General features: G+C 52.1%; 13 protein-coding genes. 11 read left to right on the top strand and 2 right to left on the bottom strand.

Annotated elements, in window-relative coordinates:
• Positions 1-83: 83 nt before the first annotated feature.
• Entirely contained in the window at positions 84-536 is a 453-nt protein-coding gene (locus ET33_RS18190) for a GNAT family N-acetyltransferase (protein ID WP_036684815.1), read from the top strand.
• On the opposite strand, the gene ET33_RS18185 is transcribed toward ET33_RS18190, so the two are convergent.
• Positions 521-2,203 (bottom strand): hypothetical protein, encoded by a 1,683-nt coding sequence (locus ET33_RS18185; RefSeq protein WP_036684812.1) that lies wholly within the window; start codon positions 2,201-2,203, stop codon positions 521-523. The two genes, ET33_RS18190 and ET33_RS18185, sit on opposite strands and share 16 nt — an antisense overlap.
• Before the next feature lie 182 nt (positions 2,204-2,385).
• Here ET33_RS18185 and ET33_RS18180 point away from each other — a divergent pair, with 182 nt between their 5' ends.
• From ET33_RS18180 to ET33_RS18150, 7 genes are all read left to right on the top strand, one after another.
• The gene (locus tag ET33_RS18180) at positions 2,386-3,078 is read left to right on the top strand and encodes an MgtC/SapB family protein (RefSeq protein ID WP_036684810.1); all 693 of its coding nucleotides are present in this window, start codon (positions 2,386-2,388) and stop codon (positions 3,076-3,078) included.
• Positions 3,079-3,174: 96 nt separating this feature from the next.
• Entirely contained in the window at positions 3,175-3,768 is a 594-nt protein-coding gene (locus ET33_RS18175; protein ID WP_063761668.1) for an RNA polymerase sigma factor, read from the top strand.
• Positions 3,719-4,192, top strand: a complete 474-nt coding sequence (locus ET33_RS18170; protein WP_036684805.1) for a hypothetical protein — start codon at positions 3,719-3,721, stop codon at positions 4,190-4,192. The genes ET33_RS18175 and ET33_RS18170 overlap by 50 nt, the downstream gene beginning before the upstream one ends.
• A gap of 15 nt (positions 4,193-4,207) precedes the next feature.
• Positions 4,208-4,843, top strand: coding sequence for a hypothetical protein (locus tag ET33_RS18165; protein WP_036684803.1), 636 nt, complete (start codon positions 4,208-4,210; stop codon positions 4,841-4,843).
• 13 nt (positions 4,844-4,856) lie between these two features.
• Positions 4,857-6,098: a DUF4097 family beta strand repeat-containing protein gene (locus ET33_RS18160; protein WP_036684801.1), complete on the top strand. Its 1,242-nt coding sequence runs from the start codon at positions 4,857-4,859 to the stop codon at positions 6,096-6,098.
• Positions 6,099-6,164: 66 nt separating this feature from the next.
• A complete protein-coding gene (gene perR / locus ET33_RS18155; protein ID WP_036684799.1) occupies positions 6,165-6,596 on the top strand; it encodes a peroxide-responsive transcriptional repressor PerR in 432 nt (143 codons plus the stop codon).
• Between the two features lie 114 nt (positions 6,597-6,710).
• Positions 6,711-8,462 carry a glycosyl hydrolase family 18 protein gene (locus ET33_RS18150; RefSeq protein WP_036684796.1) on the top strand — a complete coding sequence of 584 codons (1,752 nt, stop codon included), beginning with the start codon at positions 6,711-6,713 and terminating at the stop codon, positions 8,460-8,462.
• A 90-nt stretch (positions 8,463-8,552) separates the two neighbouring features.
• On the opposite strand, the gene ET33_RS18145 is transcribed toward ET33_RS18150, so the two are convergent.
• Complete coding sequence (locus ET33_RS18145) at positions 8,553-8,936, bottom strand: DUF2614 family zinc ribbon-containing protein (RefSeq protein ID WP_036684795.1); 384 nt, start codon at positions 8,934-8,936, stop codon at positions 8,553-8,555.
• 124 nt (positions 8,937-9,060) lie between these two features.
• Between ET33_RS18145 and ET33_RS18140 the strand changes: the two genes are divergently transcribed.
• The 3 genes from ET33_RS18140 (at position 9,061) to ET33_RS18130 (ending at position 11,203) form a co-directional block, all read left to right on the top strand.
• On the top strand, positions 9,061-9,936 hold the full coding sequence (locus ET33_RS18140) for a nucleotidyltransferase-like protein (RefSeq protein ID WP_036684792.1): 876 nt from the start codon (positions 9,061-9,063) through the stop codon (positions 9,934-9,936).
• Between the two features lie 262 nt (positions 9,937-10,198).
• Positions 10,199-10,399, top strand: coding sequence for a sulfur carrier protein ThiS (gene thiS, locus ET33_RS18135; RefSeq protein ID WP_036684790.1), 201 nt, complete (start codon positions 10,199-10,201; stop codon positions 10,397-10,399).
• A 30-nt stretch (positions 10,400-10,429) separates the two neighbouring features.
• Complete coding sequence (locus ET33_RS18130) at positions 10,430-11,203, top strand: thiazole synthase (protein ID WP_036684788.1); 774 nt, start codon at positions 10,430-10,432, stop codon at positions 11,201-11,203.
• Positions 11,204-11,547: the final 344 nt, after the last annotated feature.

The raw sequence follows: 11,547 nt of genomic DNA, 5'->3' as shown, positions 1-11,547 counted from the left end.
TGAGACAACGTTTCGTTTGGTAAAATATAGGGCAATCTAAGTGCCTCCGCTGTCAAATGAGGCTTGAAGGAGGCTGCACCCTCATGATCAGACCAATTGATTTAAACGATCTGAAAGCCGCGCTGGAGCTGCTATCGCTTCAGCAGGTCGCATACCGTATCGAAGCGGAACTTGTAGGCTTCGAAGAAATTCCTCCGCTTATCGATTCGCCGCTTTCGCTTCGAGAGTCAGGGGAAGCTTTTTTCGGCTGCTATTTGGATGAGCGGCTTGTCGGAGCGGCAGCCTGCAAGCAATCGCCCAAGGAAATGACCGTTTGTCGAATGATGGTGCATCCCGATTGGTTCCGTCATGGGATTGCGAGCCGGCTGCTGGAGCATATCGAGCAGCATGTCCCGCCGGGAACGGTGATTAAAGTCGCAACGGGCACGAACAATACGCCGGCCGTGAGGCTTTACGAAAAGCACGGGTACGAGCCGGTACAGGTCCAGTTGCTCGCGCCTGGCATTACGCTGACGCAATTTCAAAAAATCGTATAGTCGTCAAAGGCAACCGTCACTCCGTCAACCGTACGCTGTACAATGGTTTCACCGCGTACGGTCAGCTGCAAGCGGTGGCCGCGGCGAGTCGTATAAACAACCGACAAGGCCCCTTCTCCGTCTTCGAAGGCGGGCTGTTTATCCGAAGCGCCTGCAAGGGCGCGCCAGTCTTCTAGCGTAAAGACGCCGCCTGCTTCCGCTTCCGCCACTCCCATCGCTTCGACCACGACTGCGTTCCGTCCGTTAGAGAGCAGCGATGCTGCGGACAGGCGGTCGTTTTGCTCCGTCACGCTTAACGGCTGCATCAGATGGACCGCGACGAAGACCTGCCCGAGCTTTCCGTAGCCGCTTCGCTCTTCGATGTGCCATTCGCCTTTGGGTAGGCATCCGACCAACGTATCGGCGGCCTCGGCGTCCGGCGGCACGTCCCAGACGGCGATGAGCGTATCTTTGTCCAGTAACACCTGTCCGTAAGAGCTGGCGTGGCGGTCGTCGCCCGGCGTGTAATAGGCCCCGGGATGAAAGAAGTACAGCTGATTTACGCCAAGCGCGGCCGTTTCTGTATCCAAGGGCAGCGAGACATCCCAGCGCAGCTGTTCGTTATCGAATTCGTCGCGCCGCTCCCAAATGCCCCCGAGGGCATAGTCGTTCGTCAAATAGGCATACGTATGTGCTTCGGACTCGACCTTCTCGTCGGCTCCGGCAAAACGGATTTTGCGCTTGAGCTCGCAAGCCGCTTGGCGGTTCATGGCCGCCTCCCGAACAGCCACCGATACTTCATAGCTGAAGAGCGCCGCTCCCTCCAGACGCGGAAACGCCGTCGGCGCCGGAAAATCGCCGAACTGGATATAGTCATGCGGCGTATTTGTATCCTTCGGCGCATCGTGCGGCCAGATCCGGGACTGCGGCCCGACCCAAGCGCCGCGCAAATACGACTCCGCACGAAGTTTCCACAAATATTCGAGCAGCTCCTCCGCGACCTCATGCGCTTGTTCATCCTGAACGATTTCCCATACGCAAGTGAAAGCTTGAATCCAGTGCCAATGCCAAGGGAGGCAGCCGTATTCCTTGAATCCGAACGTACGTACGTGGTCTAACAGGCGGCGGGCGCATGCCGTCCCTTCCCGAAGCAGCGCCTCGTCGGCGAATACTTGTCCGAGCAGCAGCTTTAATGCGGTATGCTTCGCTTCGTGATGGTGCATCGATGCCAGCGGGTGGCGGTACACGCCACTTTTGTAAATGTGCTGCAGAGCCGCTTGAAGCTCGCTGTCCAGTTCTCGGGGCAGCGCGTGCCGCAGCTTTTCGTGGAACAGGATCAGCAGGCATCCCATCAGCTCGACCGGCAGTACGTGCGGCTTCGCCGCGGCCGGATCGGCTCCCAGATTTAGCGGCCAATGCCCGTACATCGGGCTGTCCGGATTTTGATCCTGCAGCGCCAGTACTTGACGAAGCATCCGGATCGACAGGCCGGCCGCCGCTTGCCGGTTTTCCTCGCTCCAACCGGGAGCACCTTCCGCTACATAGGCAAACAGATGGGAAGCAAAATAAAAGTTGTCGCGCAAATCTTTATGAAACCAATAGCCGCTATCTAGCAGAGGCAGAGCAAGAGCCTGCTCGGCCGCAAGCCGGAGAACGAGACGTCTCCGTTCGTTCGTTTCCTTTTTCATGAAGCACCATTCCTCCAGTACTCGTCCCACGCTAATTTAAACGTTTCACTTCTTTAGTCTACCTGCAACTGTCCCGAAGTCAATGACTTTTCTGCGGAATATTTTTACCGGGCCTCCATCAGAAGAGCGCGACGTGTTACAATAGTCATCAATATCTTGTTGGTAAGGAGGCGGTTTCATCTATGCATGATCCATGGACGATCGACACATTGCATATTACGCTCAGATTGGTATTGTCGCTGCTGTTCGGCGGCTTGATCGGGATCGAGAGGGAGCAGAGCAGCCATGCCGCCGGACTGCGCACGCACATGCTCGTTTGCCTCGGTTCCACGCTGATTATGCTCTTATCTATGTATGGTTTTTCCGAATTTTCCAAGCTGGACAACGTGCGGTTGGACCCGGCCCGTCTGGCGGCCCAAGTCATCAGCGGAATCGGATTTCTCGGCGCGGGGACCATTCTATATACAGGCAAATCGATCACCGGCCTCACGACGGCCGCTTCTCTATGGGTAGTGGCCGCTATCGGTCTTGCGACGGGAGCAGGCTTTTATTATCCGGCCGCATTGAGCTGCGTGTTTGCCTTGATCAGTTTGTTTGTGCTTAACTTAGTGGAGAAAAAATACCTCCGCGCCAAAAAGCTGCGCCATATTCAGCTCAAAGCGCTGGATACGCCGAGTTTGATCGGCAAAGTGTCCGCTTTGCTTGCGAACAAAGGAAGCGTAATCCAGAAGCTTTCCGTCGAAGAGATGCCTTCGGAAGAAGAGGACTTAATTCATATCACCCTCACGCTGAGGCTTGCCAAAGGCAACAATGTCAGCCAAACCGTCGAAGATCTGATGCGGCTAGATGGCGTCCGTTCCGTTTCCTGCGATTAAAATAAAATTTTTTGAATGGTTTTGAAGGGGTTTGGGGGAGGAACGGCGTCTAAGGTTTCAAGAGCGCAGATCAAGGCGGTGAGCAATGTGGAGAGCATGACGGATGAACAGCTGGTCGACCTAATCCGTCAAGGTGATGAAGAAGCGTACCGGGTATTAATGGCACGTTATCAGGACTATATCTATACGCTGATTTATCGCATGACCTTACATCGCGAAACAGCCGAAGATTTGACTCAGGAAGTATTTATCAAGCTGTACCGTTCCCTCGCCAACTTTCGCGGCGACGCCAAGTTTAAAACCTGGCTTTACCGGATGACCGTCAATGTGGTCACCGACTACAGGCGTTCGCAGCGGCGCAAGCCGTACGAAGCAATTCTGGACAAAATTAAGGGCTGGTTCGGAGACCGCCGGGAAGAGCCTGAGGCCCGTGCCCTACAAAAGGAAGAGCAGGAAACGATGCAGCGGCTGCTTGCCGACCTGCCGGACAAATACCGGCTCATTCTGTATTTGTATCACTACAAACAGTTGTCGTATCAAGAAATTTCGGATGTGACCGGGTTGCCGATGAAGACGATTGAAACGAGATTGTATCGCGGAAAATCGCTGCTTAAAGAAAAATGGCTGGAGGTGCGGGGACATGACCATCATGCATCCAAACGATCAAGAGCTGCTACGCTTTCTGAATAAAAGCTGCTCCGAATTGGAATACCATCGGATCGCGCGTCACATGAAGGCTTGCGCTCCATGCCGCGGGAGACTGTCCGACTTCTTGGATGTCGAACTGATGTTGGATCAGCTTGCCGTCGAACAGGCGCCTGCGGAGTTGGCGGACCGCGTCATGTCCGCTTTGCGTTCATCGGACCGGCCGTTGCCGGATCGCCCGGTGTTCGAGGCGCAACCTTCCTCGCCCCGGCGCAAATGGGTGCCTTATTGGCGTACCGAGCTGCTTCACGGGATGGTCGCCATGGCCGCTACGTTCCTGTTTATCATTTCCGGCGTATTCGGGAAGCTGACGTCTTTGGACCCGAACCGGTGGGAGGCCGATGTTCGTACCGGCGCCCTTCAATTGTTCCACGTCGTCGAATCGGTATCGCGCCAATTGTTGTCATAAGGAGGGAAACTACGAATGCAGGACCAACCGAAAGGCCCGCATTACCATCGTGAGGATCGGGAAGACGAGTTTTTGCGGGAGCGAATGGAGCGGTGGGGGCAGTCCCAAAAACCGCCGTTCGATCCTTTTTTCAGACCGAAGCCTCATAAGAGCAAATGGCTAGCCGGGTTATTGTCGTTTTTTATTCCGGGCACCGGACAATTATATTTGGGTTTGATGCAGCGAGGCCTGGGGATCATGCTGCTGTTTATGATGAATATTTTCGCCATTATATATTTCGCAACGGGAGGATCGGAAAACATTCCGCTGATCGTTTTGTTTTCGCTGCTTATGCCCGTCACTTACTTCTACAATATCTTCGATGCGTTGCAGCAGACGGATCGGATTAACGGGTACGGACATCCGGCTTATTTTGACGAGCCCCGGACGGAAGGGGATTCTCCGTTTGCGCCCGAGAAGCCGACGCGCAAATTGCGCCAAGGGAACATATTCGGCTACGCGCTTATCGCAGCGGGCGCGCTGTTGTTTCTGGCCGGAGGCAAGCCACAGTGGCTCGAACGCGTATTTGACTTTGTCGGTTCGTCGTTTGGGGCCGTTATTTTGATTGCCATCGGGGTTTTCATGTTCTATAAAGAATCCAGGAAAAAATAAGGAGAGAATTCGCATGCATAAGGCAGGCCGTTACACGGCGGCAATTTTGCTCGTATGTGTCGGCGGCGCCGTAATAGCCGACAAGACGACGGGCACTCACCTGACTGCGATGCTGGCGGATTGGTGGCCGCTGTTGTTTGTTTTGCTCGGAATTGAATATATTTTGTTCAATATCAAGTTTAGAAACAGCGATCGTCAATTGAAGCTCGACATCGGCGGGATTATTTTCGCGGTGCTTATCGCCGCTATCGTCATTGTCAGCACCCAGAGCGGCGAGCTTCTGAAAAAATTCAGCGGCTGGACCGTTAACGGGACGATTGATATGATGGCCGAGGGAAAGAAATTCGACAAAGGCATTACCGCCATCGAGCTACCTGCTCCCGTCGACAACGTGAAGCTGGACAATGAAAATGGTAACGTTGTTCTTAAGTCCGGGTCGGTCGACCAGCTTCAAGTCGATGTCAAGGTGTACGTTAAAGGTGTCAGTGAAGACGATGCGCAAGCACTCGCGAACGAATCCAAACTGGAACACAGCGTGAGCGGCAATACGCTCAATATCCAGGCTGTCGCCAAAGAATACGAAGGCGTCGGCGCTCTGTTCGGAAACCGCAAGCCGCGGATGGATCTGGTCGTCACGCTGCCTGCGGAGCATAAAGTCAATGTGGAGCTGCAGATGCGCAATGGCAATATCGACGCATCCGGACTGCCGATTAAGCAGCGTCTTTATGGGCATACGACGAATGGGGGAATCCGTCTTGAGAATCTGCAGGGCGAGTTCGATTTGGAGACCACCAACGGCAAAGTTCAATCGGAACGCACGGTAGGGCCAATGACGCTCAAAACCACCAACGGACAAATGCAGGTGAAGGACCATCAAGGGGATACGACGCTGAAATCGACCAATGGGAAGCTGGACATCGCCAATGTGACAGGGGAACTGCAGGCGGAAACGAGCAACGGCAGCGTTGTCGCTCAGGGGACGTTTAAAGGAGTAAAATTACAATCGACCAATGGAAGTGTCGAGGTGAGCAGCACGGTTGTCGACGGTGACTGGGACGTACAAACGACCCACGGCAAGGTGGAGGTCAAGCTTCCGCAAAAAGGCGACTACCGGATTGACGGTGAAGGCAGAAATATCAAAACCGATCTGCCTTTGTCCGTTCAAGAGGATAGTGTCAAAGGCACGGTCGGAAGCGGCAAATACACGATTAAGCTGCATACCAACGACAGGCTTACCATACAGGGGTCTAATTGACAATTTGTTGAACATCCGGGTAAAATAAAGGGATACACTCTTTTCCCGGATTAGGCGGTGAACACGATGAACCATTCATTGGAGCAGGCACTTAACAAACTCAAAACGATGGGCATTCGGATGACTCCGCAACGGCATGCCATTTTATCTTATTTGATCAATACAATGTCCCATCCGACGGCGGATGAAATTTATAAAGCGTTGTCGCCGCTTTTTCCTAGCATGAGCGTGGCAACGGTATACAATAACCTTAAGGTATTTATCGAAAGCGGATTGGTACGGGAGATGACCTATGGCGACCATTCCAGCCGCTTTGACGCGGATTTGTCCGATCACTATCATGCGCTTTGTGAGGAATGCGGTAAGCTGGTCGACTTCGCTTACAAGCCGCTGGACGACTTGGAGCAGGCAGCCGGAGAAATGACCGGATTCCAGGTAAAAAGCCACCGGGTGGAAGTGTACGGCATCTGTTCGGACTGTGCGAAGCAGACGACATGATAGATTGGTAGAATTAAGGTATAATGGACGTGTCTGGATTCCCGCGGCTGCGGGTCGACGCGTCCTTTTTCTATATTTATCAGCTTTGCCTCATCATGTGACGGGAGTGAAACCATGGAACCGACGTTCGAAGCGGGAGGCGGGTCGCGCCGCAAAAAAAGAAAGAAGACGACCTTTGTCCTGTTGTTTTTTGCCCTTCTATGCGGTCTTATGTTAGGCGCTTACTTATGGATCAAGTATGTCCCCAATTGGCAGCATCAACAACCCGATTTTAACGGTAATCCTAAACCGATCTTCTACGAAGGCGGTATGCTGGACCAGCCCGCCGTTGGGCAGAAGGAAAGCTTGAAGCTTCCGTTCGACATTGTGAAGGAACGGATCGATCCGACGCTTGTTTATGAGAAGGCGAGCGAATCGACAATCATTACGACGCAAAACAAAGTGGTCCGGCTTCGAACCAGCCAGTCGACCGGGATGATCAACGAAAAGCCGTTTACGCTCAAATTTCCGCTTGAAAAGGCGAACGGGATTTTATACCTGCCGATCGATCCGCTGAAAGAATTATATAAGATAGATCTGCGGGAATCGCCGGATACGGGGGCCGTTCTGCTTTTTAAAGAAGGGGAGACGGTTCACTGGTATAAGACGATCACCATTCCGGATAAGCCTGACAAAACGATTGCCATACGGCGGGATCCGACGATCAAAGCTCCGATTTATGCCGATTTGAAGCAGGGAGAGAGCTTGATCGTATGGGGCGAGGAAGGCGAATGGTACCGGGTGCAGCAGACGAACGGCTATATGGGATATGTCCGTAAGGATCAGCTTGCTGCCGACCGGGACGAAGTGGTCCCGAAGAAAGAACCGGAGCCTCCGTTCGTGGCTAAAAAGCCTATCAGCGGCAAAATCAATATGACTTGGGAGCAGGTCGTGACGAAAAATCCGGATACTAGCAAAATTCCCGACATGCCGGGACTGGATGTGGTCAGTCCGACGTGGTTTCATTTGGAGGACGGCGAAGGCAACCTCAAAAACTTGGCCGATTCTGTCTATGTCAAATGGGCTCACGACAGAGGATACCAAGTCTGGGGGCTTTTCAGCAACGGCTTCGAGCAGAAGCGGACGACCCAAGCACTCTCCACTTATGACAAACGAATGAAAATGATCAAGCAGCTGCTTGCCTTTGCGCAGATGTATTCACTGCAAGGAATCAACATCGACTTCGAGAACGTGAATTTGAAGGACAAGCAAAACCTGGTTCAATTCGTCCGGGAAATGTCGCCGCTCATGCATGAGCAAGGCCTCGTCGTGTCCATGGATGTTACCGCCAAATCGAGCAGCGAGGCTTGGTCCATGTTTTACGACCGGAAAGCGCTGATCCAGTCGCTCGACTATATGATGCTGATGGCTTATGACGAGCATTGGGCGAGCAGTCCGAAGGCCGGTTCCGTCGCTTCGCTGCCGTGGGTGGAGAAGTCGATTTCCGACCTGCTGAAAGAAGAGCAGATTCCGCCGTCCAAGCTGATTCTCAGCATTCCTTTCTATACGCGGGTATGGACCGAAACGAAAAAGAACGGCAAAACCGATGTGAGCTCAAAAGCCGTGTTTATGGACATGCCGCAGCGCATCATCAAGGAGAAAAAGCTTACTCCCGTATTGTCCCCGGAAACGGGACAAAATTACATCGAGTACACGGAAGACGGCAAGCTCAACAAAATTTGGATTGAAGACGAAACGTCGGTAAAAGCGCGCATCGAGCTTGTGAAAAAGTACGACTTGGCCGGTGTCGCATCGTGGCGGAGAGGCTTCGAGAACCCAGAGGCATGGAACTGGATCAGTGCGTCACTGGAAGCACCGAAAAAATAACGATCAACAGCAAAATAAACCGGCTCGCCTTATCGATTTCGATAATGGTGGAGCCGGTTTATTTATGTACCTAAAATAAGTCAGAGGCGGTTACGGTGATGTCGTTTCGCCGGCTGGATGCGTCGGGGTTGCTCCCGAATCGGCGGCCGGCGCATATTTCGGGTCGAGTGTCAGAATCGTTTTGCAGAACATACAGCGGTCCGTTTTCCCTAGCATCTTGGTCGGCTTTCCGCATTCCGGACATTCGATCACCGTCGCGCTGGTCGACATCATGCCCGCGGCAAAATAGATTCCCATGCTCACCAGCATGGCAATGGCCCCGATGACCATACATACGGCGGCAATCAAACGGCCGGCTGCTCCCCATTCGAAGACGATCCCGGCAAGTCCGAGGATCATCAGAAGCATTCCGCCCATAGTCAACAGGAGCCCCCACAGCCGGAATTCATTTACTTTACTTGACTTGAATTTCATGTCTTTCACTTCTTTCTCGTAAGAATTGTGAGTGTGGTCACAAAAGAATGCAGGAAACGGCGGCTTCATGTAGAAATAACTATTCATGAAGAACGCATGTGGCTATCGTCAGGAGGCTTTCGCGATGGATTCCTTAAAAGCATATTGGGTAGAAAGGCTCCGTCAAGACGAGTCCGTTATCAGCGTAGCGGCCGTCGACAATCCTTCTTTGTTCTCGGCTGTCACGGACGGATTCGACATTGTGCTTCTGGTTGTCAGCAGCAATAACGAACGTGCTCATCAACAAGTTCATTATATAAAAGACAACCGCCGTATACAAGAAAGATGGATAAGCCCGGATACTCTGGATGAACTGATTTTGCGCGGCGAGTATCGCAATGTTATTTATTGGATCTTAAAAGGGGAGATACTTTTGGATCGGGATATGTATTTGGAGACCTTGCGGCATAATGTGCTTGAGCTCCCGCCTTCGCTGAGAGAGCACAAGCTGCTGATCGAATTCTCCAAATTTTTGCGCTGCTATTCGCAAAGTAAAGAATACATCTTAGACGAGCATTTGCTCGATGCATACAACAATATATTGGAGGCCCTGCATCATTGGGCGCGAATCGTCATTATCGAGTCCGGCAATCATCCGGAGGTAACGGTTTGGCGGCAAGTGAAGACGATCAATCCCGGCGTATACAAGCTGTACGAGGAGCTGACGTTAAGTAAAGAGACGTTAAAACAGCGTGTTCAATTGGTACTGCTGGCCAGCGAATTTTCCGTCATGTCCAAGATGGAGCGCTGCTGCAGGCCGCTGATCGAACTGCTTGCCAGCCGCGAGGAAGCGTGGAGCCTTCAGGAGCTGCAGCAGCAGCCTGAGCTGGAGGACATCAAAACGGATCTCCCGCTGCTCTTGAATAAGCTGGTCAAAAAATCGTTGGCTAAAGAGATCGTCTTTACCCATGATCCGGAACTATCCGTGCTGGAGATGCGGTATAAGGATGTCAAAAGCTGACCGTTGTGTTATAATAGCTTGGACAATTAAATAGCCACTAGGGGAGCTCCGACTTGCGGGGCTGAGAAAAAGAAGCGTGTTCTTTGACCCTTGGAACCTGTTTTGAAGTCTGCGTACAGCAGGCATCACTGGATTATACCAGCGTAGGGAAGTGGACGAATGCCAGCAAGCTGCATATTGAAGTATGCAGACAACATTCGGCCGGCCCGCCTGCGGGGTGGCTTTTTTTGCTTTATCGGCAAAACGGCTGGAGGTGATAAGGATGCGATTGACCGTGAACGGGGAGCTGAGGGAAGTGGACAATGCGGCTAACGTAGCCGAACTGCTCTCGGCGTTTAAACTTGACAATAAAATTTTGGTTGTCGAACTAAACCGGGTAATTATCGATCGAACCCGGTATGAGGAAGCCCGTCTGAACGATGGAGACCATGTCGAAATCGTTCATTTTGTCGGCGGCGGCTGAATAAAACTATCGTTGAAGGAGCTAAATAGCATGAGCGACACGTTAAAAATCGGACCTTACGAATTTCAATCCCGGCTGCTGCTCGGGACGGGGAAGTTTTCGGATTTAAAGATTCAAGATCAGGCCGTTCAAGCTTCGGATGCGGAAGTATTGACTTTTGCCATCCGCCGTCTGCCGATCGACAACCCGGATGCGCCTAACTTTTTGGAAACGGTAGATTTGAAAAAGTTCACGCTGCTTCCCAATACGGCCGGCGCCTATACTGTAGAGGAAGCTGTGCGCATTGCGCGGCTGGCCAAAGCTTCCGGGCTTTGCGATATGATCAAAGTAGAAGTGATTGGAGATCCGAAAACGCTGCTTCCCGATCCGGTAGGAACGCTGGAGGCGACGAAAATTCTAGTAGAGGAAGGCTTTATCGTATTGCCTTATACTTCGGACGATCCGATATTGGCCCGCAAGCTGCAGGAAGCGGGAGCCGCAGCCGTAATGCCTGGAGCATCGCCGATCGGTTCTGGTCAAGGGATCGTGAACCCGAACAATTTGCGTTTTATTATCGAGGAAGCGAAAGTTCCGATTATCGTCGATGCAGGCATTGGCGGTCCTGCGGATGCTGCCTTAGCTATGGAGCTTGGCGCGGATGGTGTGCTGTTGAACACGGCTGTTGCCGGCGCGCAGGACCCCGTTCTGATGGCCGAAGCGTTCAAGCTGGCTGTGATCGCAGGGCGCAAAGGCTTCTTGGCGGGCCGTATTCCCAAGAAGCGCTATGCGTCTGCCAGCAGCCCCGTGGAAGGTATGATAGAGTAGTAGAATGCTGTTATCGTCCGGCTGCTTTCGAGTGGCCGGATATTTTATTTATTTTAAGGGTTGACTTTCAAACTAAAGATGTGTTAAATTAATTCTCGCCGCTAAAAACGGCTGCCTTTTAAAAAACTTAATCAAGCAGCTTGGAAAAATGGTTTTAAAAAAATGCTTGCATTAAGATAGGCGAATGTGATATATTATAAAAGTCGCCGCTAAACGAGGTGACAACAACCGACAAAACTTGAAATGCTTGACAGTACAGGTTTTGTTGGAGAAATTGCCCTTTGAAAACTGAACATCGAGTGAGTGTCATATAAGAGAATGCAAATTCTCGTCAGTAGTAAATT

Source organism: Paenibacillus tyrphae, assembly GCF_000722545.1.
Lineage (GTDB): Bacteria > Bacillota > Bacilli > Paenibacillales > NBRC-103111 > Paenibacillus_G > Paenibacillus_G tyrfis.
This window is presented reverse-complemented; position numbering and strand designations above follow the sequence as displayed.

Coding starts and splice junctions, on each gene's coding strand:
- ET33_RS18165 (WP_036684803.1), top strand. CDS start 4,208: ATGCAGGACCAACCGAAAGGCCCGCATTACCATCGTGAGGATCGGGAA.
- perR (WP_036684799.1), top strand. CDS start 6,165: ATGAACCATTCATTGGAGCAGGCACTTAACAAACTCAAAACGATGGGC.
- ET33_RS18145 (WP_036684795.1), bottom strand. CDS start 8,936: ATGAAATTCAAGTCAAGTAAAGTAAATGAATTCCGGCTGTGGGGGCTC.
- ET33_RS18190 (WP_036684815.1), top strand. CDS start 84: ATGATCAGACCAATTGATTTAAACGATCTGAAAGCCGCGCTGGAGCTG.
- ET33_RS18150 (WP_036684796.1), top strand. CDS start 6,711: ATGGAACCGACGTTCGAAGCGGGAGGCGGGTCGCGCCGCAAAAAAAGA.
- thiS (WP_036684790.1), top strand. CDS start 10,199: ATGCGATTGACCGTGAACGGGGAGCTGAGGGAAGTGGACAATGCGGCT.
- ET33_RS18175 (WP_063761668.1), top strand. CDS start 3,175: ATGACGGATGAACAGCTGGTCGACCTAATCCGTCAAGGTGATGAAGAA.
- ET33_RS18185 (WP_036684812.1), bottom strand. CDS start 2,203: ATGAAAAAGGAAACGAACGAACGGAGACGTCTCGTTCTCCGGCTTGCG.
- ET33_RS18130 (WP_036684788.1), top strand. CDS start 10,430: ATGAGCGACACGTTAAAAATCGGACCTTACGAATTTCAATCCCGGCTG.
- ET33_RS18170 (WP_036684805.1), top strand. CDS start 3,719: ATGACCATCATGCATCCAAACGATCAAGAGCTGCTACGCTTTCTGAAT.
- ET33_RS18160 (WP_036684801.1), top strand. CDS start 4,857: ATGCATAAGGCAGGCCGTTACACGGCGGCAATTTTGCTCGTATGTGTC.
- ET33_RS18140 (WP_036684792.1), top strand. CDS start 9,061: ATGGATTCCTTAAAAGCATATTGGGTAGAAAGGCTCCGTCAAGACGAG.
- ET33_RS18180 (WP_036684810.1), top strand. CDS start 2,386: ATGCATGATCCATGGACGATCGACACATTGCATATTACGCTCAGATTG.